Annotated in this window: 17 protein-coding genes and 2 pseudogenes; 17 read left to right on the forward strand and 2 right to left on the reverse strand. The window is 65.7% G+C overall.

Features of this window, described 5'->3' with window-relative positions; translation table 11 throughout:
- Nucleotides 1–15: 15 nt before the first annotated feature.
- The 6 genes from MET9862_RS02805 to MET9862_RS02830 all read left to right on the forward strand — a co-directional run bounded on the left by MET9862_RS02805 (nt 16) and on the right by MET9862_RS02830 (nt 5,866).
- Nucleotides 16–786 (forward strand): ABC transporter ATP-binding protein, encoded by a 771-nt coding sequence (locus MET9862_RS02805; RefSeq protein ID WP_142581590.1) that lies wholly within the window; start codon nt 16–18, stop codon nt 784–786.
- The gene (locus MET9862_RS02810; protein WP_244612531.1) at nt 783–1,493 is read left to right on the forward strand and encodes an ABC transporter ATP-binding protein; all 711 of its coding nucleotides are present in this window, start codon (nt 783–785) and stop codon (nt 1,491–1,493) included. The genes MET9862_RS02805 and MET9862_RS02810 overlap by 4 nt, the downstream gene beginning before the upstream one ends.
- 7 nt (nt 1,494–1,500) lie before the next feature.
- Entirely contained in the window at nt 1,501–2,355 is an 855-nt protein-coding gene (locus tag MET9862_RS02815) for a branched-chain amino acid ABC transporter permease (protein ID WP_142581591.1), read from the forward strand.
- Nucleotides 2,355–3,398, forward strand: a complete 1,044-nt coding sequence (locus MET9862_RS02820; protein ID WP_142581592.1) for a branched-chain amino acid ABC transporter permease — start codon at nt 2,355–2,357, stop codon at nt 3,396–3,398. Before MET9862_RS02815 ends, MET9862_RS02820 begins: the two co-directional genes overlap by 1 nt.
- Nucleotides 3,399–3,485: 87 nt before the next feature.
- Entirely contained in the window at nt 3,486–4,706 is a 1,221-nt protein-coding gene (locus MET9862_RS02825) for an acyl-CoA dehydrogenase (RefSeq protein WP_142581593.1), read from the forward strand.
- On the forward strand, nt 4,706–5,866 hold the full coding sequence (locus MET9862_RS02830) for a CaiB/BaiF CoA transferase family protein (protein ID WP_142581644.1): 1,161 nt from the start codon (nt 4,706–4,708) through the stop codon (nt 5,864–5,866). Before MET9862_RS02825 ends, MET9862_RS02830 begins: the two co-directional genes overlap by 1 nt.
- Nucleotides 5,867–6,159: 293 nt before the next feature.
- Here the strand turns inward: MET9862_RS02830 and MET9862_RS02835 are convergent, their stop codons facing one another.
- Nucleotides 6,160–6,894, reverse strand: a complete 735-nt coding sequence (locus MET9862_RS02835) for a maleate cis-trans isomerase family protein (RefSeq protein WP_142581645.1) — start codon at nt 6,892–6,894, stop codon at nt 6,160–6,162.
- Nucleotides 6,895–7,073: 179 nt separating this feature from the next.
- Here MET9862_RS02835 and MET9862_RS02840 point away from each other — a divergent pair, with 179 nt between their 5' ends.
- From MET9862_RS02840 to MET9862_RS02870, 7 genes are all read left to right on the forward strand, one after another.
- Complete coding sequence (locus MET9862_RS02840; RefSeq protein WP_142581594.1) at nt 7,074–7,838, forward strand: GntR family transcriptional regulator; 765 nt, start codon at nt 7,074–7,076, stop codon at nt 7,836–7,838.
- 787 nt (nt 7,839–8,625) lie between these two features.
- Complete coding sequence (locus MET9862_RS02845; RefSeq protein WP_142581595.1) at nt 8,626–10,260, forward strand: ABC transporter substrate-binding protein; 1,635 nt, start codon at nt 8,626–8,628, stop codon at nt 10,258–10,260.
- On the forward strand, nt 10,257–11,240 hold the full coding sequence (locus MET9862_RS02850; RefSeq protein ID WP_142581646.1) for an ABC transporter permease: 984 nt from the start codon (nt 10,257–10,259) through the stop codon (nt 11,238–11,240). Before MET9862_RS02845 ends, MET9862_RS02850 begins: the two co-directional genes overlap by 4 nt.
- A complete protein-coding gene (locus tag MET9862_RS02855) occupies nt 11,237–12,172 on the forward strand; it encodes an ABC transporter permease (RefSeq protein ID WP_142581596.1) in 936 nt (311 codons plus the stop codon). Before MET9862_RS02850 ends, MET9862_RS02855 begins: the two co-directional genes overlap by 4 nt.
- The gene (locus MET9862_RS02860) at nt 12,169–13,152 is read left to right on the forward strand and encodes an ABC transporter ATP-binding protein (RefSeq protein ID WP_142581597.1); all 984 of its coding nucleotides are present in this window, start codon (nt 12,169–12,171) and stop codon (nt 13,150–13,152) included. Before MET9862_RS02855 ends, MET9862_RS02860 begins: the two co-directional genes overlap by 4 nt.
- Nucleotides 13,149–14,204, forward strand: a complete 1,056-nt coding sequence (locus tag MET9862_RS02865) for an ABC transporter ATP-binding protein (protein WP_142581598.1) — start codon at nt 13,149–13,151, stop codon at nt 14,202–14,204. The genes MET9862_RS02860 and MET9862_RS02865 overlap by 4 nt, the downstream gene beginning before the upstream one ends.
- A complete protein-coding gene (locus MET9862_RS02870; RefSeq protein WP_142581599.1) occupies nt 14,201–15,700 on the forward strand; it encodes an amidohydrolase family protein in 1,500 nt (499 codons plus the stop codon). Before MET9862_RS02865 ends, MET9862_RS02870 begins: the two co-directional genes overlap by 4 nt.
- A 994-nt stretch (nt 15,701–16,694) precedes the next feature.
- Here MET9862_RS02870 and MET9862_RS02875 read toward each other — a convergent pair.
- On the reverse strand, nt 16,695–16,943 hold the full coding sequence (locus MET9862_RS02875) for a DUF6894 family protein (protein WP_244612533.1): 249 nt from the start codon (nt 16,941–16,943) through the stop codon (nt 16,695–16,697).
- Between the two features lie 312 nt (nt 16,944–17,255).
- On the opposite strand from MET9862_RS02875, the pseudogene MET9862_RS02880 reads away from it, so the two are divergent.
- From MET9862_RS02880 to MET9862_RS02895, 4 genes and pseudogenes are all read left to right on the forward strand, one after another.
- Nucleotides 17,256–17,820 (forward strand): annotated as a pseudogene (locus tag MET9862_RS02880) (recombinase family protein).
- Between the two features lie 769 nt (nt 17,821–18,589).
- Nucleotides 18,590–18,796: a hypothetical protein gene (locus tag MET9862_RS02890; protein ID WP_185156732.1), complete on the forward strand. Its 207-nt coding sequence runs from the start codon at nt 18,590–18,592 to the stop codon at nt 18,794–18,796.
- A gap of 39 nt (nt 18,797–18,835) precedes the next feature.
- Nucleotides 18,836–19,051, forward strand: a pseudogene (locus MET9862_RS29925) (hypothetical protein); the annotation flags it as partial.
- A 650-nt stretch (nt 19,052–19,701) separates the two neighbouring features.
- Nucleotides 19,702–21,246, forward strand: a complete 1,545-nt coding sequence (locus tag MET9862_RS02895) for a serine protease (RefSeq protein WP_142581602.1) — start codon at nt 19,702–19,704, stop codon at nt 21,244–21,246.
- Nucleotides 21,247–21,338 lie beyond the last annotated feature (92 nt).

The following is a 21,338-nucleotide window of genomic DNA, read 5'->3' on the forward strand; positions in this document are numbered from 1 at the left end:
CGGTGGAGGCGAGTCATGAACGAGCCCGGCATCCCGCCCGCCCTCGAACTCGCGGGCGTTTCAAAACGCTTCGGCGGGCTGACCGTGCTCGACCGGCTGGACCTCCGGCTTGAGCTCAGTGGCATGGCCTGCATCCTGGGGCCGAACGGTTGCGGAAAGACGACCCTGTTCAACCTCATCACCGGCGCCCTCAAGCCTGACGAGGGCACGATCCGGGTCTACGGCGCGCGCGTCGGCGGCCTCCCGCCTTTCGAGATCTCGCGCAAGGGAGTCGGGCGCAAGTTCCAGGTGCCGGGCATCTATCCCGAACTGACGGTCGCGGAGAATATCGAGGTTCCGCTCGTAGCCGGCGGGACCGGTAACGGCCCCCTCGCGCTGCTGCGTCGCGGCGGGGCGGCGGCGAGCCATGCCCGCCGCGATGAGCTGCTCGACCTGTGCGGCCTCGCTGCCAAGGCAGAGCACGCAGTCGCCACCATCTCACATGGCGAGCGTCAGCGCCTGGAGATCGCGATGCTGCTGGCTCGCGGCTCCCGGATCCTGCTGCTCGACGAGCCGACGGCCGGCATGACCGCCCTCGAGACACAGGCGATCTGCGAGCTTGTGATCGAACTCCAGCGCAAGCACGGCCGGGCGGTGCTGCTCATTGAGCACGACATGGGTTTTGTCCGCGCCCTCGGATGCCCGATCGTGGTCATGGTCCGCGGCAAGATGATTGCCCACGGCAACTATGATGAGGTCAGTCGCGATCCGGCAGTCATCCAGTCTTATCTTGGACGCGCCCGATGATGCTGTATGTCGAGGGCCTCGTGGCCGGCTATCCGTCCGGGGGGCGCATCCTGGACGGTGTCTCCTTCGATCTGAAGGAGGGCGAGGTCGTTGCCCTCCTCGGCCGCAACGGCATGGGCAAGACGACGCTGATGCGTGCCCTGTGCGGACAGCTCCCGCTCCAGGCCGGCACGATCCGCTGCGGAGGGCAGAGCCTCGGCGGCCAACCAACCTTCCAGTTCGCCCGGGCCGGCATCGGCTACGTCCCGCAGGGCCGCGAGATCTTCGCGAACTTCACGGTCGAGGAGAATCTGATGCTCGGCGCGCTCGGCAAGCCGAGCCTGCCTCGGAGCCTGCCTGCCGAGACCTTCGAGATCTTCCCCATCCTCGGCGAGCGCCGCGCCCAGAGAGCGGGAACGTTGTCGGGCGGCCAGCAGCAACAGCTCGCCATCATGCGGGCGCTGGTCGGCCAGCCGCGACTCCTCCTTCTCGACGAGCCCTCGGAAGGGATCCAGCCTTCGATCGTCGACGAGATCGCGGTCACGCTCGGCCGCATCGCTCGCGAGCGCGGGCTGACCGTGCTGATCGTCGAGCAGAATCTCGACTTCGTGGAGCAGCTCGCGAGCCGGATCCTTTTCATGGAGAACGGCCGGATCGCGGCCCGGCAAGCCGAGGTCGGGGAACTCCGTTCCGACTCCGACCTCATCCATCGCTTCCTTTCGATCTGAGGCGTCCATGGCCACCGCGATTGCCCTCTCGATCGACATGCTCTCGTTCACGCTGACCTTGCTACTGGTGACGCTCGGTCTGGTGGTGATCTTCGGCATGATGAACGTCATCAACATGGCGCACGGCGAGTTCTTTCTGATCGGCGCCTATGCCGTGGTGGCGGTCACGCGCGCCGGCGGCTCGTTCTGGCTCGGCCTGGTGCTCGCGCCCTGTCTGCTCGCCCTCATCGGTTTCGCGGTCGAGTGGCTGGTGATACGCCACATCTACCGCCGGTTCATCGACACGATCCTGGCAACCTGGGGCCTCTCGCTGGCGCTCAAGCAGGGCGTGATCCTGCTGTTCGGGCCGGGATCGCAGAGCATGCTCAATCCGATCCCCGGCACGGTAGAGGTGCTCGGCGTCTCCTATCCGGCCTATCGCCTCTTCATCATGGGCATGGGCCTCGCCCTGGCACTCGGCACCTACTGGCTCTTCTTCCGCACCGCACTCGGCCTGCAGGCGCGTGGTGTGATCGCGAACCGCGCCATGGCAGCCTCGCTCGGAATCAACACCCGCCGCATGGACTGGGCGACCTTCGCAACCGGCGCGGCGCTCGCCGGCTTCGCGGGCGCCGTGATGTCGCCGATCATGAGCGTCGATCCGCAGATGGGGATGGGCTTCTTGGTGCCCTCGTTCCTGGCCGTGCTCGTCGGCGGCGTGAACTCCCTTGTCGGCGCGGCGCTCGGCTCGGGCGTGATCGGCGGAACGACTACGATGCTGTCGGCCCGGCTCGATCAAGCCGATGCGCAGATCGTGGTCTTCCTACTGGCCATCATGGTGATCCGCTTCTTCCCCCAAGGCCTGACCGGAGATCGGCGCTGATGCGCGTGGCTCGTGGTACCTTCCTGACGCTCCTGTGCTGGGTAGTGCTGGCACTCCTGCCGCCGGTGCTGGGCGACTGGAACGCGAGTCTCCTCGCCCAATACGTGATCTACGGTATCTTCGCCCTCAGCCTCGGCCTCCTCTGGGGCACAGCTGGCATCCTGTGCTTCGGGCAGGCGATCTTCTTCGGGATGGGTGCCTACAGCATGGCCGTGGTCACGCTTGGCAAGCTGCCGGCCTTGGGCAGCAGCCAGTGGGCTGGCTTTGCCCTCGCCCTCGTGCTGCCGGCGGTGGCGGCGGCACTCATCGGCTGGCTGCTCTTCCGCGGCCGCGCGCTGGCGGGCGCGCAACTCGGCATCGTCACCCTCTGCGCGGCCGTGGTCGCGGAAACAGCGGCGCGGCGCTGGGACTTCATCGGGGGATTCAACGGTCTGTTCGGCGTGCCCTCGCTGGCCTTCCCCTTCGAGAGCGACGCGCTCTCCGGCATCGGAACGGCCTACGCCACGCTCGGGGCGGCGCTTGCCGCCTATCTTGTCGGCCTCGCCATCACCCGCTCGCCGCTGGGCACGGTGCTCGCGGCCATCCGCAACGACGAGAACCGCACGATCCATCTCGGATACAACGTCCGCAACCATAAGATCTTCGTCTTCACCGTCTCCGGCGGGATCGCGGGTCTGGCCGGGGCGCTCTTCGCCCTTCAGTTCGGCTTCGTCTCGCCGAGCCTCGTCGGCTTCGCGCTCTCGACCGAGGTGCTGATCTGGGTGGCGGTCGGGGGAAGGGCCGTCCTGATGGCGGCATTCCTCGGCGCCCTCCTCGTGCGCTCGGCCGAGACCGTCATGTCGGCGACGCTGGCCGATTACTGGCTGCTGGTGCTCGGCATCCTGTTCGCGGCGACCGTGGTTCTCGCGCCCCAGGGCCTGCTGGCCAGCGTCCTGCGCCTTCCGCCGGCAAGGCGGCTGCGCCGCCGCAGCCGCCCGACGTCCACGGACACGGCTGCCCTCGCCCCTCGGGCGGCCGAGGAGGCCTCGGCCGGCGCGTCTTAGGACGCGGATCGTCGGCAAAAGCTTCCGGGGCGCTGCATCCGGCACGCAAGAACCAACACGCCATACCCTGCACAGGACAGGAACGCCATGAGCGACACCCGACTCGACGCCGGCTCGGCCGGGCCCAGGACCGGCGCCTTCGCCTGGGCCGACCCCTTCCTGCTCGATGATCAGCTCACCGAAGACGAGCGGATGATCCGCGAGACGGCCGCCGCCTTCGCCGCCGCCGAGCTCGCCCCCCGCGTTCAGGATGCCTATCTCGAGGAGCGGACCGATACCGGCCTCTTCCGCCTGATGGGGCGGGCCGGCCTCCTCGGCATTACCCTGCCCGAGGCATACGGTGCGGCGAACGCCTCGTACATCGCCTATGGCCTCGTCGCCCGCGAGGTCGAGCGCGTCGATTCCGGCTACCGCTCCATGATGAGCGTGCAGTCCTCGCTCGTCATCCATCCGATCTTCGCCTACGGCTCCGACGAGCAGCGCCAGCGCTATCTGCCCGGCCTCGTCTCCGGCGAACTGGTCGGCTGCTTCGGCCTCACTGAACCGGATGCGGGCTCGGATCCCGGCTCAATGACGACGCGGGCAGAGAAGATCGCGGGCGGCTATCGCCTGCGCGGCGCCAAGACCTGGATCTCCAACGCGCCAATCGCCGACGTCTTCGTCGTCTGGGCGAAATCCGAGGCCCATGGCGGCGAAATCCGCGGCTTCGTGCTGGAGAAGGGCATGAAGGGCCTCTCGGCCCCGAAGATCGGCGGGAAGCTCAGCTTGCGCGCCTCGATTACCGGCGAGATCGTGTTGGACGGCGTGGAGGTCGGCGAGGAGGCGCTGCTGCCGAACGTCTCTGGGCTCAAAGGTCCGTTCGGCTGCCTGAACCGCGCCCGCTACGGCATCTCCTGGGGCGTGATGGGGGCTGCGGAGGATTGCTGGCACCGCGCCCGCCAATATGGCCTCGACCGCCGGCAGTTCGGGCGTCCCCTCGCACAGACGCAGCTCTTCCAGAAGAAGCTCGCCGACATGCAGACCGAGATCGCCCTCGGCCTTCAGGCGTCGCTACGCGTCGGAGAGCTGATGAACAAGGATCGGTTTGAGCCCGAGATGATCTCGCTCATCAAGCGCAACAATTGCGGCAAGGCGCTTGAGATCGCGCGCACCGCCCGCGACATGCACGGCGGCAATGGCATCCAGATCGAATATCATGTCATGCGCCACGCGCAGAACCTGGAGACGGTGAACACCTACGAGGGTACGCACGACATCCATGCCCTGATCCTCGGCCGCGCCCAGACCGGTCTCCAGGCCTTCGGATGATGCCGGTCCGTGGCGCGCCGCCCCTGAAGGGGCTGAAGGTCGTGGAATTGGCCCGCATCCTGGCGGGCCCTTGGATCGGCCAGACGCTGGCCGATCTCGGTGCCGAGGTTGTCAAGGTCGAAAGCCCGGAGGGTGACGACACTCGTAGCTGGGGCCCGCCCTTCGTCGAGCGTCCGGACGGACGCGGCGGCACGGAGCGGACCGCCGCCTATTTCCTCGCAGCGAACCGCGGCAAGCGCTCCGTCACCTGCGATTTCGACGATCCGGCCGATCTTGCCCGGCTGAAGGACCTGATCGCGCAGGCCGATGTGGTCATCGAGAACTTCAAGGTCGGAAGCCTCAAGCGGTTCGGCCTCGATTTCGACAGCCTATCGAAGACTCATCCGCGTCTCGTCTATTGCTCAGTCACCGGCTTCGGACAGAACGGGCCGCGCGCAAAGCAGCCGGGCTACGACTTCCTGATCCAGGGCATGTGCGGGATCATGGATCTCACCGGCGAGCCGGACGGCGAACCTCAGAAGGTCGGCGTCGCCTGGATCGACATCTTCACGGGGCTCTATGGCGTGGTCGGCATTCAGGCCGCGCTCGCCGAGCGGCAACTGTCCGGCCTTGGCCAGCACGTCGATCTGTCGCTCTTGGATGTCGGGGTGGCGGTCCTCGCGAACCAAGCGATGAACTATCTGGCCGATGGCGTGGTGCCGCGGCGGATGGGAAACGCCCACCCCAATATCGTGCCCTATCAGGTCTTTCCCGTGCGCGATGGTCATCTCATCGTCGCCTGCGGTAACGACCGCCAGTTCGCCGCACTCTGCACCTTGCTCGATCGCCCCCAGATCGCGTTGGATCCGCTCTACGCCAGCAACGAGGCGCGCGTCGCCAACCGCGCTGCGCTGGCCGACCTCATCGCGGGCCGAACACGCGCTTGGCGCAAGGCGGACCTGATCCTGGCCCTGGAAGGGGCGGGAGTTCCGGCCGGACCGATCAACACCGTGGCGGAGGCGCTGGCCGATCCGCAGGTTTTGGCCCGCGCCTTGCGGATCGAACCCGAGGGACAGCCCGGCCTGCGCACGCCGATCGCTCTGTCGCGTAGTGCGTTGGACGATCGGCGAACGGCCCCCATCCTGGGAGCGGGGCATTGGGGGTTCAACGCAGCCACGTAACATCGCGCCCCGATCTCCCACGGACGCGCGGGCCGACGGAGCACGGTTCGAGCCGAACCCCTCATTTCGTGTCGGTTGGACGCAGATCGGAGGTGATCCGTCCTTACCACCGATCGGATGCCTACCGAGGGGCATGGTAAAATGCCGAGCTAGATTCTGACGCTCGCGCCAAGCCCCCTGCGGCGACCGCCCGGGCTCGAATCGGGCTGCGAGCCTTCTCAAAATGAAGTCGCCACCCCGGCAAAGCCGAGGCATTGATCATCGGAAATCATTCATTTTTCTAAACATGATTCTTAATCATGAATTAGTATTTTGCTCATCTTGGCGAGGTCGTCCATTCTGCGACCAGCCAGTCTGAGCCCTTTCCAGAGTGTCACGGCGACCGAATCCACAACTGGGATATTCAGTTCTGCCTCGAGTTCCAGAGCGAGCGGGGCGCCGGCAAGATTCGTGCACACGATCGCCACAGCGTCGACCCCCTCGGCCGCGACAGCCCGAACCATGCCGGATATCGACGCGCTATCGACCTCCGCGAACGCGAAATTCTCTGACAGGCCGAGATGGCGCTCGGCTGTGCAGGCAAACCCGGCGGCCCGCCACGTCGCCTGGATCCGCCGCTGGACGTCCGCGGTGTAGGGTGTGACGAGCCCGATCCGGCTGAAACCCTTGGCCTGGAACAGGTCTCGGAAGGCGAGGGTCGAGGTCGAGGCCGGCCGCGCCGTGCGTCCTTCGATCTCTCTGCAGAGGCGCTCGTCCGCATCGAAGCCAAGCCACGAGCCGGATGTGCCGTTCCAGAGGATCGCAGCGACGCGAGCGTCTGCGAGCAGGTCGGCCGCCGTGAGGATCGGTTCGAGATCGAACTGCCCGAGGGCCGCCTGGGAGAGGCCGATCTCGGTGACGCGGAAGCGCGAGAAATGCGCCGTCACGTCGGCGCACCCCTCGAGCAAGGCACCGGTTACCGGTTCCAGCACGCTGTTCGAGGAGGGCGTGAGCATGCCGAGCCGCGTTGTGCCATTCGTTCCTGTCATTGCCCGCCTCATCGTGGAAGCCGGACGATCCAACACCATCGGCGAAAGGCAAAGCTATTTTTTGCATGTTGCATACAATTTGCGCAAATGCGCTGATTTCAGCCGGCGCGACCGGAACAGCGCCCTACCGTCACCCCTCCCGCCGCGGTAGGTAGTCCCCTGTCCAGACGAGGGAACGCATGGAAGACGCACCGCGGCGCCGAGGGCGCCCCCGCAAGGTCCTGGTCGTTCCGACCGAGCACCTGCCGCGGATCGGCCTTCATGAGCAGGCCGCGTCCCGCATCAAGGGCATGATCGTCGGAGGCCAGTTGCCCGCCGGCGCGACACTTGTGGAGAAGGATCTCTGCATCGCCCTCGGAGTGTCGCGCACGCCCCTGCGCGAGGCCCTGAAGCTCCTCGCCTCGGAAGGCCTCGTCGAGCTGAGGCAGAACCGCAGCGCCCGCGTGCCGGATTGGGAGCCCGAAGAGGTTCTGGAACTCTTCGAAGCCCTCGCTGGCATCGAACGGTTGACGGCGGAGCTCGCGGCGTCCCGGATCCCTGAAGGCTTGATGGATGACTTGCGCGCGCGGCAGGCGGAACTCGAACGCATGCATCGCGACAGGACGCTCGACCGCTATTTCGCCCTGAACCAAGAAATCCATCGGACGATCGTGACCGCGGCCCGAAACCGTCCCCTCGCGGAAGCGCATGCCCCGCTCCAGGCGCGAGCCCAATGGGCGCGGCTGCGGGCCCTCTCGAGCGGGAGCCGCTGGGAGGAATCGGCCCGGGAACATCGCAACCTGTTCGGCGCCCTCGAAGCCCGCGACGCCGCCGCGGCGGGAGAGATCGCGTTCCACCACGTGCTGCGCACCGGCGTGGTCGTCGCCGAGAACCTGCGGACGCAGCGCGCAGATCGCGCGGTGATCCGTGCCTCGGAAGAAGCCGCTCTAGCGACGGGCGAATGATCAGGTCGGCCCCCGCCGCCGAGCCGCGCCCGCTGCCGCGAGGGCCGCTCCGCCCGGATGGAGCTTCTGAGTTCCAGATCTCCCGCCGCGCATAGCAGCACACAGGCGGCCGGGTTCATTCGGTATGCCGCTGCCGGGAGCGGGCCCACGACGGGCGGCCAGACGGTGATGAGTCCGGTTCACACAGGACACGATACAGAGGGCATCAGGGCGGTATTCCCATCCCCGATCTCATCTCAAGGTAACCGCGTCAGCGGTTCTCGCAGGATGTGTTCAGGGATCTCGGTGCGGTCTGGAGACCTCCTTCAAGGCCTCCGCTTCGCTGCAGCGCCTCAGGATGAGGCGCCTGAATGGATCGGCAGATCTGGAGACCGATCTGTTGTGTACCGTGATGTGTTTATCGTCGTCTGGTAGAAATCTCTGTTCCGATACGCAGTCTATTGTAAATCCGACGCCCATTTTTCCAGGACACATGCTCGGTGGCTTCCGCGCCCGCGCGGCTGGATTGCCTCCACCACCGGCCGACCGCGATCGCGCGGGCTGAGCCCGTGTTCCGCAAGCCGCGACATAGGGCGGTTTGGCGGTCGCCGAGCGCAGGAATGGCATCGTCGCAACAGCTATCGAGGACCGGCTGCCTGCCTCTTCACAGCCCTGAGCCGCTCGCCCTGCGGGCATTTTGTTGAAATTGCATGCAACATGCAGAAAATATCTTGCAGATCCGATATCCGTCGCCGATCCTGGCCCTGCAGGTCTCGATTCCCATTCCATGCAGCGGCGGAACCCTCCCATGCGGCTCGCAAACCTCCTCACCGCGTCGCTGGCCACGATCCTGGCCATGACGATGCCGTCCGCGGGGCAGGCGCCCGCGCCAAGCGCGACGGCTGAAGGCAGCACGTTCCGCTATGCCTACCGCGTCGACCCCGCCTCCCTCGACCCGCATGCCCTGGCGGAAACCTTCACCCTGTCGTTCCTGGGGCAGATCTACGAGCCCCTCGTGGGCCGCGGGAAGAACCTGGAACTCGTGCCTGCCCTGGCGACGCGGTGGGAGCAGCCGGATCCGCGGACCTGGCGCTTCCACCTGCGCCGGGATGCGGCGTTCTCAGACGGGACGCCCTTCACGGCGGACGACGTCGTCTTCTCGCTGCGGCGGGCGAAGATGGACGGGGCGGACGTCGCCTACACGATCACATCCGTGACCGAGATCCGGAAGGTCGACGACCACACGGTCGACCTCGTCACGGCGCAGCCGAACCCGATCCTGCCGCTCCAGATCACCTCGACCTACATCATGAGCCGCGCCTGGGCCGAGCGCCATGGCGCCACCGCGCCGGCCAGCGTCAAGGCGAGGGTCGAGAACTACGCCTCGAACAACGCCAACGGCACAGGCCCGTTCATGATCGAGTCGCGGCAGGCGGGCGTGCGCACCGTCCTCGTCCGCAACCCGAACTGGCGGGGCGATAATGCGTCGAACCTCGGGAAGGTCGTCTTCACGCCGATCCAGTCGGATGCGACGCGTGTCGCCGCCCTTCTCTCGGGCGAGGTCGACATGGCCTATCCCGTCCCCCAGCAGGACGTTCCGCGCATCGAGGCGAATGCGGGCACCCGGGTGCTCAAGGGCTTCGAGCTGCGGACCATCTTCCTGAACATGGACCAGAAGCGCGACGAGCTTCTCGGGTCCGACGTCAAGGGCAAGAACCCGTTCAAGGACAGGCGCGTGCGCCAGGCCATCTACCAGGCGATCAACATCGATGCGATCCGGGACCGCATCATGGGCGGCTCGTCGCATGTGGCGGGAACCATGATCGCGCCTGGGATCAACGGCTACGATCCGCGGCTCGACGTCCGCGCCGCCCCCTACGACCCGGAGGCCGCCAAGCGGCTGCTGGCGGAGGCCGGCTACCCGCAGGGCTTCTCTTTCCCGATGGATTGCTCGAACGACCGCTACGTGAATGACGAGCGGATCTGCCAGGCCGTCGTGGGCATGCTCGGCCGGGTCGGGCTGAAGGTATCGCTCAATGCTCAGACGCGTACGAAGTTCTTCGAGAAGGTGCTCGGTCGCGACACGGCGTTCGCGATGATCGGCTGGCAGCCGCTCAGCTACGACGCCCATTCCACGCTGCAGGATACGATGAGCACGCCCGCCGACAAGATCGGCACCTACAACATCGGCGGCTATTCGAACCCGAAGGTCGACGAACTCACGCGGCTTATCGAGACCGAGGTCGATCCCGCCCGTAGAGCCGCCCTGATCGTCGAGGCCATGGATATCGACAAGCAGGATTACGGGCACATCCCCCTGCATCAGGCGGGCCTCGCCTGGGGTCTGCGCGCGGGCGTGGACGTGGTGCTGCGCTCCGACGACAGCCTCGAGCTGAGATGGGTCCGGGTCGAGCCGCGCACGGCGGCGGCCGCGCCGCGATGATCTTCGTCCTCGGACGCCTCGGCCAGGCCTTCCTCGTCCTCCTGGCCGCGGCCCTCGTGAGCTTCTGCCTGTTCCGGTTCGTCGGCGACCCGGTCAACAACATGACGGGACAGGCGGCGAGCCTCGCCGAGCGCGAGGCGATGCGGGCGGCTCTGGGCCTCGCCGATCCGGTCGTCCTGCAATTCGTACGGTTCGTCGGGAAGGCGGTCCACGGCGATTTCGGGATGTCGTACCGCTTCGGGCAGCCGGTCGCGGGGCTCGTCCTCGAGCGCCTGCCGGCGACGCTCGAACTGTCGGTGGTCTCGATGCTGATTGCCACGGGGCTGGGGCTGCCCCTCGGGGTCTGGACCGCGCTCCACCGCGGCAGCCGGCTGGCGCAGGCTGTTCTGGCCGTCTCTCTGGTCGGCATCGCGCTGCCGACCTTCCTGATCGGCATCGTTCTGATCCTGGTGTTCTCGGTACGGCTGGGCTGGCTGCCCTCCTTCGGCCGTGGCGACACCATCCAGCTCGGACCCTGGAGCACCGGCCTGCTGACCGGGAGCGGATTGCGGTCCCTGGTCCTGCCGAGCGTCACCCTGGCCGTCTTTCAGCTGGCCCTGATCCTCCGGCTCACGCGGGCGGAGATGCTTGAGGTGATGCGCACCGACTTCATCCGCTTCGCCCGTGCGCGCGGGCTGCATCGCGGCGCGATCCAGTACCGCCACGGGCTGCGCAACACGCTGGTCCCCGTCGTGACCATCGTCGGCCTCCAGTTCGGCAACGTGTTCGCGTTCTCCATCATCGTCGAGACCGTCTTCCAGTGGCCGGGCCTCGGCCTGCTCGTCATCCAGGCGATCCAGTTCGGCGACATCCCCGTGCTGGCCGCCTATCTGGTCCTGGTCGCGCTGTGCTTCGCGGTCATCAACATCGCGGTCGACCTGTTCCACCTCGCCATCGATCCCCGCATTCGCATCTCCGGCGGGGCAAGGGGTGCCGCATGAGCGTGTCCTCGGTCATTCGCCGTGTCGCCGGAGCTTGGCTCGACGGCGATCTCCTGTACCGCTTCCGCCGGTCTCCCGTCGCCGTCGCCGCCGCGGCATTGGGCGCCCTGCTCGTCCTCGCCGCCCTGGGGGCCGATCTCCTCGCGCCCTACGACGCCTTCGACCCGGCCTCCGCCAACGCGGCCGACGCCCGCCTACCGCCGGGCAGCCAAGGCCTGTTCGGCGAGACCTACGCGTTGGGCACCGATCCGCAGGGGCGCGACATGCTCTCGGCGATGCTCTACGGCCTGCGCACGTCACTCGTGGTCGGGGTGGCGAGCGTCGGCCTCGCGGCCGTGATGGGCGTTCTGCTCGGCCTCGTGGCCGGCTATTGCGGCGGCCTGATCGACGCGATCATCATGCGGACCGCCGATGTCCAGCTCGGTTTCCCGGCGATCCTGATCGCCCTCCTCATCGACGGCGTGACTCGCGCCGTGCTGCCCCGTGAGGTCCACGAACGCTTCGCGATGCCCGTCCTGATCGTGGCGATCGCCGCCTCGTACTGGGTCCAATACGCCCGCACGGTGCGCGGCCTGGTCCTCGTGGAACGCCGGCGGGACTATGTCCTGGCCGCGCGCGTCACCGGTGTCTCCACGCCGCGCACCCTCTTCGCCCATATCCTGCCCAACGTGCTGGGACCGATCCTCGTCATCGCGACCATCAACCTCGCCCTGGCGATCCTGACCGAGTCGACGCTCTCCTTCCTCGGCGTCGGCCTGCCGGCGACCCAGCCGTCCCTCGGCTCCCTCGTGCGCATCGGCAACGAGTTCGTCTTCTCCGGCGACTGGTGGATCAGCACGCTGCCCGGCCTTCTTCTGGTCCTGCTCTCGCTGTCGGTGAACATCTTCGGCGACTGGCTGCGGGACGCCCTGAACCCGAAGCTCGCCCAATGAGCGCCTTGCTGTCGGTCGAGAACCTGCGCGTCGAGATCGCGGCGCGCGATCGGAGGCTGACCGCGATCGACGACATCTCCTTCACGATCGGTGCGGGGGAAATCCTCGGCGTGGTCGGGGAATCCGGCGCCGGTAAGTCGGTCACCGGGACCGCAATCCTCGGCTTGCTCGAGCCGCCCGCCGCGTTAGCCGGGGGGCGGATCGCGTTCGCGGGCCGGCGCATCGATACCCTCGACGAGGAATCCATGCGGAGGCTGCGCGGCAAGGAGATCGCGGCGGTCTTCCAGGATCCGCTCACCAGCCTCGATCCTCTCATGACCGTGGGCGAGCAACTCGTCGAGACGATGCTCACCCACCTGCCCATCAAGCGGAAGGAGGCATTCGCGCGGGCGGAGGATCTTCTGCGCATGGTCGGGCTTCCGGCGCCGAGGGAGCGGCTTCAGGCCTATCCGCACGCGCTCTCGGGGGGCATGCGGCAGCGCGTCGTCCTGGCCCTGGCCTTCTGCTGCAATCCCCGCCTGATCATCGCCGACGAGCCGACGACGGCGCTCGACGTGTCGGTCCAGGCGCAGATCCTCGATGTGCTGCGCCGGATGTGCCGGGAGAACGGCACAGCGGTGATGCTGGTGACCCACGACATGGGCGTGATCGCGGAGGCGACCGACCGCGTCGCCGTGATGTATGCGGGGCGCCTCGCCGAGATCGGACCGACTCGCGCCCTCGTCGAGGAAGCGTCCCATCCCTATACACGCGGGCTGATGGCCTCGATCCCGAGCCTGACGCGGCGCCGGGATACGCTGGTTCAGATCCCCGGCGCGATGCCACGGCCCGACGCTCCCGTCTCCGGCTGCGCCTTCCATCCGCGCTGCCCCTCGGCCGAGGCGCGGTGCCGGAGCGAGCGCCCGCCCGCCTTCGCCGTCGAGGCCTCGCAGGTCGCCTGCTGGCTGGCCGACCCCGCCCGCCGGAGCGTCTCCGCATGAGCGGCCGTCCCACCATCCTCTCGGTCGACAACCTGACCGTCCGCTTCGACGCCTCGCCCCCGTTTCTCAGGCGCGTGCTGACCGGTGCCCGCCGACGCACCGTCCACGCCGTCGAGGAGGTCGACTTCGCGGTGACGGAAGGTTCGACCTTCGCCCTCGTCGGGGAATCGGGCTGCGGCAAGTCCACGGTCGCGCGTACGATCGCCGGCATCCAGGCGCCGACCGCGGGCGGGGTTTCCTTCATGGGAGTCGACATCGCCGCGTTCCGAACGCGGCACGCGGCGATGCCCTATCGGCGCAACCTGCAGATGATCTTCCAGGACCCCTATGCGAGCCTGAACCCGCGCTGGCGCGTCGGCCGCATCGTCGCGGAACCGATGGTGACGCACGGCCTCGCAGCGCCGGGACCGGCCCTCCGGGGCAAGGTCTCCGAGCTGCTCGAGACCGTGGGGCTCTCGACCGACGACGCGCGCAAATTTCCGCATCAATTCTCCGGCGGCCAGCGGCAGCGCATCTCTATCGCGCGCGCCCTCGCCTCGAATCCCGCGTTCATCATCTGCGACGAGCCGACTTCGGCGCTGGACGTCTCGGTTCAGGCCCAGATCCTCAACCTGATGAAGCGCCTCCAGAAGGAGCTCGGCCTCACCTACCTGCTGATCTCCCACAATCTGGCCGTCGTGGCCCACATGGCCCAGTCTCTGGGTGTGATGTATCTCGGACGCCTCGTGGAGCGGGGCGATGCCGACCAGATCCTGACGCGGCCACGCCACCCCTACACACGCCTCCTGCTCGATACGGTGCCGGATCCGCACGCGCCCGACCGCGGCAGGACCCGGCTCCAGGGCGAGGTGCCGAGCCCGCTTTCCCCGCCCGCAGGTTGCGCCTTCCATCCACGCTGCCCTTTCGCGGAGGAACGCTGCACCCGCGAGCTGCCGAGCCCCGTCAAGGTCGGGGGCGCCTGGGTCGCCTGCCACGCGGTGCAGGAGGATCGGCTGCCGCATCATCTACCCGGCCGGTCACAGGGAGAGATCGTTTCCGGAGGGGCCACATGAAGTCCACGATCGTCGGGTGCTGCGCCCTTCTGGACGAGGCCGGATCGGCCTGGGGCCGAGTCGATATCGAGATCGACGGCCGTCTGGTGTCCGACATCCGCCCGGCGGGGATGACCGAACCGGCCGCCGGAACCGTCATCGACGGTTCGCAGCTGTTCGTGACGGCGGGGCTGATCAACGGGCATCACCACAGCCACGAGGGGTTCTACAAGGGCCGCCGGGACAACCTTCCGCTCGAACTCTGGATGAACTACGTCCGGCCGCTGCGCCCGATCGCGATGAGCCCCCGCGACGTCTACCTGCGGACCATGATCGGCGCCATCGAGGCGGTCCGCAGCGGCACCACCACCTTGTGCGACGATACCAACCAGAGCCCGGCGATCCGGGCCGACCACGTCGCGCAGATCTTCCAGGCCTATGAGGATATCGGCGTCCGCGCCAATGTCGGCATAACCCTGTTCGACCGACCGTTCTTCCGCGCGGTGCCCTTTGTCGACGAGGAGTTTCCGCGCGCCCTCCTCGACGAGCTCGATGCCGTCCGGATGTATTCCGGGTCGGAGCTCTTGGATTTCGCGCGCGGGCTCGCCCGCGCCCGCCATCCCTCGACGCACCGGGTCGCCTACATGGCGACGCCCTCCGCCCCGCAGCGCTGCAGCGAGGACTTTTTGCGGGCCGTGCGGCGGATGGCCGACGAGTTCGACCTCCCCCTGATGATCCACGTCCAGGAGACACGGATGCAGGTCGTCACCGGGCAGCTGTTCTACGGCTCGACGATGATCGAGTACCTGGAGCGGATCGGTTTCTTGAAACCGAAGACGGCGCTGATCCATGCGGTCTGGCTGACTCCGCGGGAGATCGAACTCCTGGCGCGCCGCGGCGTCACGGTGCAGCACAACCCGACCTCGAATCTCAAGCTCGGCTCCGGCCTCCTGCCGATGCGGGCGCTGCTGGATGCCGGCGTCAATGTCAGCCTGGGGACAGACGGCTGCGGCTCGATCGAGAGCACCGACATGCAGGGCGCCCTGTCCTTCGCGGCGCTTCTGCACAAGCTCCGCGGTGCGCATGCGGGTTGGATCGGCGCCCGGGAAGCCTTCCATGCGGCCACGATGGGGGGCGCAGTCGCCCTCGGTCGCGCGCGCGACCTCGGGGCCCTGACGATCGGCAGGGTCGCCGATCTGGTGGGCTACCGGATGGACCGCATCCCCTTCGTACCGCTGAACGCCCCGCTGAATCAGCTCGTCTACGCGGCAGGTCGGTCCGAGGTCGACCTCGTCATGGTCGATGGTGAGATCATCCTGCGCGATGGCCGCCTGACCCGGATCGACGAGGGAGCCATCCTCGACGAGATCGCCGAGGCTCACGCACGCATCGAGCCACAGCTCGCGGCCTCGGAGGCCGACGTCGCCCGCATCGCCCCGCATTACGAGCGGATCCATCGGCGCTGCGCCTGTATCGGTATCGCCGAGGACACCTACGCGGCACGGTTCGAGAACTGAAGCCGAAGAGCCGCGACGTGCTGAAGGTGGCGCCGCTGCGCAAGCCGCATCGCCACACGCCGGATTTCTTGGATGGACCACGGCACCTGCGAGCTTGGCGATGAGCGTCGTTTTTTTTGGGGGGGGCGGCCCGGAGGCCGTGAAGCTGACCGACGATTGATTGAGCTGTTCATACGCCCTCTTACGATTGCCCGATATATTTTCCCGGAACGAGAAGGCTTAATATAAGCAAGGCTGATTGCGCGTTCTACATCGGAACACAGCCGCAGATGCATCGCTTTCTGTTGCGACATACATCTCCGAGCATAGCCGTCTCAAGGTTGTGGCTGTAAAAACACTTCAGCCGCCTACTCAGAGAGGCGGATGTGGACGACAAATGAACCTCGCCCTGAATTTCAACCTCGGCTTCGAGATCAACGGGCGCGATAACTATGTTCGGCTGTATCGCGCGGACTGTGAGCTGTGGCCTGGCCGAACCACTGCAACCGTGATGTGGGGCTAGTCAGCGCTCCTGCTCGGCTTTCACCTCGAAAGGCACGAGACCGACCGTCACTGGTTCTGGAATGAGGTGCGAGAGGCCATCGTGAAGCGGCTGGCATTCTGGCGCCGCTAAGGGCCGCCAGCCGCTGCAAAGCGTTTGCCACTACTCTGTCCAGGAGGCCCTAGCGGGTCTCCTGGCGCATCCGATTACGGCAGAGCGTCCGGAGGGGAGGAATATTGAGCACAAGAATATGAGCCGACATCGACAGGCAATCGAGGCCGGGTTCCCCCCTCGCCCACTCAGTTCGCCTATGGTGCCGCGCCCGGTATCCCGCGCGGCATCGCGCCCAGGCGCACGAAGGAAGCACGCGCGCGCCCGGAGACGAACCTTGCACGGGGTCAACTCAGGGTGCCGCTGTCCTCGCCAGGCTCCGCCACAGCTCGGCCTCCAGCGCCTCGCCGTGCGCGACGAGGCGGTCGGCCTGAGCCAGGAAATCCACCTGCACGCGCATACTCACAATCGCTGGCCGTTCAGCACCAGCCGAGCGCGGTAGACGATGTCTCCGCTTTCGTCTCGGACCTGTAGGTTGAACGTGTGCTGGTCTCTGACCGGCCGGAGCGCGTCCCCGGCATAGTGAGGGAGAAACTGAAGGGCTGCCCGCCGCGCCGCCTCCACATCCGGGAACTCGGTCCCGGTCAGGTCGGTGAACGCCGTGTGTCCAGCCATGTCGGGTGCGTCGAGGTCAAAGAAGTAACGGGGCATACCTGTGTCCGGCTGACGGACCAGAGCTTGAGCCCCACCCGTATCTTACCCCCGCGACTGCTCTGGCCGATGTGCCCGGCCTTCACATTCACCCAGGTGGAAGCGGCATTGCGTCAGCCTGCCGCTATAGGGCTCTACTTCTTGTTCATGTGTCAGGCGCATTGGCTCGACCGCGTTCCAATAGGGCAAGCTCAAGCGGAACGTTCTTGAGGCATGCGGAGCTGTTCCACGAAAGTGCTCTTGGGTTTTGGAACGGGACGTGGCTTTATGTCGTAGAATCTAGTGGAACGCCTGAACCTGGAACGCCCCGTCATGCTCATCGGCTACGCTCGCACCTCGACCCTGGAGCAGGACGCTGGCCTGGACGCCCAGGTTCGAGATCTCACCGCCCTCGGATGCGAGAAGCTGTTCCGGGAGCAGGTCTCCTCGGTAGCCCCTCGCAGGCAGCTTGAGGCGGCCTTTGAGTTCGCCCGTCAGAGGTGACACGCTGGTCGTCACGAAGCTCGACCGGCTGGCCCGCAGCGTCACGCATCTGGGCAAGATCATCGAGGCGCTGGAGGCCAAGGGCGTGGCGCTCCGCATCGTGAACCTGGACGTGGACACCTCTACGCCCACCGGGCGGCTGATGCTGAACGTGCTCGCCGGCGTGGCCCAGTTCGAGCGGGAGATGATGCTGGAGCGGCAGCGTGAGGGCATCGCCAAGGCCAAGGCAGAGGGAGCCTACAAGGGCCGGAAGCCGACCGCGCGGGCCAAGTCGGAGGAGATCAAGGCGTTGGCCGAGAAGGGCCTCAGCATGGGCGCCATCGCGGCGCAGCTTGGGATTGGGAAAGGGTCCGTGCATCGGGCACTCAGCCCAGCGAAGGCTCCGGCCGCCTAGGGCTTCCACGCAGGTGAGCCGTAAGCCGGGCTTCACGCGGGCCCAGTCCGATGCCGTGTGGGACGCGCTGGGCAGCCAGAGAGCGCTACCTAGCGGAACTGTCTGGCGCCTTCCATGAACCTGACCTTGTAACCCTCGGGAGTGAGCAGATTGCCCTGAGGATCTGTCACGTGCACATCGGCATGGCCAGCAGCCAACCAAGACCGAGCAAGCACGAGAGCACTCGCGGCCATCGTTCGGGTTTCCTGAACAATGCCGCACTGCGTCTTGGCAGTGATCACGTATTGCGGCGCGTGTGAGTTAACATGTGCCATAACGGCAGACTGTAAGCCTCTGCTTCTCCGCCGCACTGACGCAAGTTAGAAGATACGACGGAAATGCCTCTTTTGAGCGTTCGGTGTGGAATCGAACAATACCTTCGCACTGCCTAGCCCGCTTTCTGCGGAGGCGGCGGTCCTGGTGACCTCGTGCACGCTGCCGCGGTCTGGGTGACGGACGCGCGCGAGCCAGCCGAGACCAAGGCTTTCTGCGCGGGGCTGGCTGGTCAGGGCAGTCCACACACTCCCGACGTGGACGCGGAGCCCTGTCGAGTCTGCCACGAAGATTATCTGGGGAGGCTCGGGAAGGGTGCCTTGCCCTCAAGCTGGAGCCGCGCACCGATCACATAATCGGAATTTGCTTCGGCCCGGAACTGAATGCAAATGCGCCTATCCTCCATTCGGGCTGCACGAATACGGAACGGGACGGTATGTCGGACGGCCCTGAAAGCATGCAAGAATTGCTCTGCCGCATCGCTACCCTGCTCGGCATGAATGTGGATCAGTTTTACGGCATGGAGCAGCCTGAGCCCACTCTCGTTTGCAAGTGCCTGGAGCGTTTGCAACAGATCCGGACCGACGTGGGGATGAGGCGGGCCCTCGATTGCCTCGACCGCATCGCGCGAGAGGAGCAGGTGGACAGCGCCGAAGGGCTCTGAGGTGAACCGTTTAGGTACCCTCTCGCCAACTGCCTCCGCGAGGTCCGCAAATTGGTGCGCTTCCTTAGCCCTGAAAATTCAAGGCAATGGCTCACCCCCTCCGCGTGCCAAGCGAAGGTTGGCTACGGCCTTCGGACTATGCCTGCCTTCAACATGACCAAGGACGGCTTCGCGCTCCTCGTCATGGGGTTCACCGGCAAGGAGGCCCTCGGATCCCCCAGGTTGCCCGTCAGCGCCCGCTTCCGCCAAGCGTGACTTCTCTCCCCTCCGCGCAGCCTCGACGCCCTCCCAGGCGACTCGAATTGCGTCGAGTCACGGCCACGCTTGCAGGGCGCGTGAAGATTCACGTCGAGGGCTCCCCTGATGCACGGCCGGTCGCTGCCCCCTGTCGACATCTCCGAGTTCGCTGTGGAGGTGCTGGAGGAGGCGATTGAGCACCAGATCGGCCGACTGAAGCGGACCATGAACGAGAAACGCGACAAAGCTGATAGAATGGCTTGAGCTCTGGCGCAGCATCGCCGCAGCGCCTCGCATTCGATCTGGCACAATCTGCGCCTCCAGCGTGACCTGATGGGGCCGATGCTGTCAGAGGATCAGGAATTGCTGGAGAGCCATCTTCGATCCACAGCCACCGAGATGCCCCGCTCCAAAGCCAACGCTCTAATCTGGAAGGCCGACCGTGAGGCAAGCGTTGCAGTGAAGCAAGCTCGTAAGGCTGCGCTTCGGTAGGAGCGGAAGCGGTACAAGAGGTTCACGGGCATCGGGCCGGAGGAGTAACCTTCGCGGCGGTAAATTCGGGATAGACACAGATCATCGAAGCGCAGCCAGCATGGCCCCTCTAGCCAACCTCATGCCGCCAGCCATAAACGTAAGCGTGCACTGGCCCTCTGAGGATTGACTCTGTCATGCGTCGCGTTGCGCTTGCCTTGGTCTATGGACTCTTGGCCTTTCCTGTGAGCGCGCAGGTACGCACCCCTGAGTTCACGCTCGCCGAGACCGTCTTTAATGAGCGCAACGACCTCCGCTCACGCGTAGTTGCGCAGATCTTACTCATCGCGACTGGCTACCAGAACTCCGTTCCTACAGAGCAGTTCGGCCTCAGAACGTACAACGCGATCAGACGTTTTCAGGAGGAGCGAGGGTTGCGGCCCGATGGAGTCCTTACCGCGACCACCTCAGACAGGCTGATTTCCGCTGGCTCATCCATGTTGAGCATGTGGAACTTCAAGCTCATCTCACATCCATTCCGGGGACGTCCGATCTGGATACCTCAGGGCTTGGCGATGCGCCCAATGCCCAACAAAAACGGGCTGACGTATCAGGACATGGGCAATCGCCTTAAAGTGTCCTACAGTTTCTTCTCCGCGGTCAGTATCGGCCCCTTTTATGAGGCAGTTCTAGAGAAACGTCGATCAGCAGGACACGCCATCCATTACAGCATCATCAAGGATGGATGGTTCGTGGTCTCGGCTACCTCTCCGACCGGGGAGGATGAATACCTCCGTTATCATCAGGACGGGGATGGCGTTCTTGGATTCTCACTCTTCTGGAACAACACCAACGGCAACGTGAGCGGAGAGCGTGTGGCCATCTTGATGTCGTCCTCCCTCGGTTCGGTGATGAATGGGCGACCGATGGTAGAGCCTCCGAATTTTTCGCAGCCTGCGCCTCAGGTGGCCGCGACGGCTCCGCTTAATGTTCCTGTTCCCGTTCAGCCCGCCATGAGGGAGAGCCCACCGGCTGCGCCCTCAACACCTCCGACCGCAAATGCTGCGCCTCCTGCGCCCGTGGCCCCCGTCACGCCAAAGGCTGAGGAGAAAGGAATGTCGATGGGCACGGGCTTCTTCGTAGACGGTAAGGGGAACTTGGTCACGAACGCCCACGTCGTGAAGGATTGCAAGGCTGTCGTCGTAAAGCTCAACGACAGTAAGCCTCCCCATAAGGCACGCATCGTAGCAACCGACACCAACAATGATCTAGCCCTGCTGGCAGTCGAGGACGCACAGGGAAGCAAATTTGCCTCGTTGAGGTCGGGAGTTCGATTGGGCGAGTCAATCGCGGTATTTGGCTATCCACATGCTGACATCCTCGCCAGCTCGGGGAATTTTACCATCGGCAACGTGACCGCCCTCTCTGGCTTGGCCGACGACAGCCGGTACTATCAAATCTCAGCTCCGGTTCAGCAAGGAAACTCGGGCGGCCCCCTGCTGGACACCTACGGAAACGCTGTTGGCGTTGTTGCCGCGAAGCTGAATGTCCTTCGGGTAGCGCTTGCTTCGGGAGATTTTCCCCAGAACATCAATTTCGCGATCAAGACCAACATGTTGGGGACCTTCTTGGAGTCCAATCAGATTGCCATCCAGCAGGGTGCGACGATAGGCGCGAAGCTTGACCCCGCAGACTTGGCGGACGCTGCTAAGGCAATGGCTGGCTTTGTTGCATGTCAGTGATCTATCGCTCTAAACAAGACGCTTGTGTCCGATTGCTGAGCTTGCACATCTCAACGCTTGGCTCTGGCAGCGCCTTCGAGTAATTAAAATTT

The sequence above is a fragment of the Methylobacterium symbioticum genome, from assembly GCF_902141845.1.
Taxonomy (GTDB): domain Bacteria; phylum Pseudomonadota; class Alphaproteobacteria; order Rhizobiales; family Beijerinckiaceae; genus Methylobacterium; species Methylobacterium symbioticum.

Bases quoted from the DNA above. Each gene is read 5' to 3' on its own strand.
- MET9862_RS02805 (WP_142581590.1), top strand. From the start codon at position 16: ATGAACGAGCCCGGCATCCCGCCCGCCCTCGAACTCGCGGGCGTTTCA.
- MET9862_RS02810 (WP_244612531.1), top strand. From the start codon at position 783: ATGATGCTGTATGTCGAGGGCCTCGTGGCCGGCTATCCGTCCGGGGGG.
- MET9862_RS02815 (WP_142581591.1), top strand. From the start codon at position 1,501: ATGGCCACCGCGATTGCCCTCTCGATCGACATGCTCTCGTTCACGCTG.
- MET9862_RS02820 (WP_142581592.1), top strand. From the start codon at position 2,355: ATGCGCGTGGCTCGTGGTACCTTCCTGACGCTCCTGTGCTGGGTAGTG.
- MET9862_RS02825 (WP_142581593.1), top strand. From the start codon at position 3,486: ATGAGCGACACCCGACTCGACGCCGGCTCGGCCGGGCCCAGGACCGGC.
- MET9862_RS02830 (WP_142581644.1), top strand. From the start codon at position 4,706: ATGCCGGTCCGTGGCGCGCCGCCCCTGAAGGGGCTGAAGGTCGTGGAA.
- MET9862_RS02835 (WP_142581645.1), bottom strand. From the start codon at position 6,894: ATGACAGGAACGAATGGCACAACGCGGCTCGGCATGCTCACGCCCTCC.
- MET9862_RS02840 (WP_142581594.1), top strand. From the start codon at position 7,074: ATGGAAGACGCACCGCGGCGCCGAGGGCGCCCCCGCAAGGTCCTGGTC.
- MET9862_RS02845 (WP_142581595.1), top strand. From the start codon at position 8,626: ATGCGGCTCGCAAACCTCCTCACCGCGTCGCTGGCCACGATCCTGGCC.
- MET9862_RS02850 (WP_142581646.1), top strand. From the start codon at position 10,257: ATGATCTTCGTCCTCGGACGCCTCGGCCAGGCCTTCCTCGTCCTCCTG.
- MET9862_RS02855 (WP_142581596.1), top strand. From the start codon at position 11,237: ATGAGCGTGTCCTCGGTCATTCGCCGTGTCGCCGGAGCTTGGCTCGAC.
- MET9862_RS02860 (WP_142581597.1), top strand. From the start codon at position 12,169: ATGAGCGCCTTGCTGTCGGTCGAGAACCTGCGCGTCGAGATCGCGGCG.
- MET9862_RS02865 (WP_142581598.1), top strand. From the start codon at position 13,149: ATGAGCGGCCGTCCCACCATCCTCTCGGTCGACAACCTGACCGTCCGC.
- MET9862_RS02870 (WP_142581599.1), top strand. From the start codon at position 14,201: ATGAAGTCCACGATCGTCGGGTGCTGCGCCCTTCTGGACGAGGCCGGA.
- MET9862_RS02875 (WP_244612533.1), bottom strand. From the start codon at position 16,943: ATGCCCCGTTACTTCTTTGACCTCGACGCACCCGACATGGCTGGACAC.
- MET9862_RS02890 (WP_185156732.1), top strand. From the start codon at position 18,590: ATGCAAGAATTGCTCTGCCGCATCGCTACCCTGCTCGGCATGAATGTG.
- MET9862_RS02895 (WP_142581602.1), top strand. From the start codon at position 19,702: ATGCGTCGCGTTGCGCTTGCCTTGGTCTATGGACTCTTGGCCTTTCCT.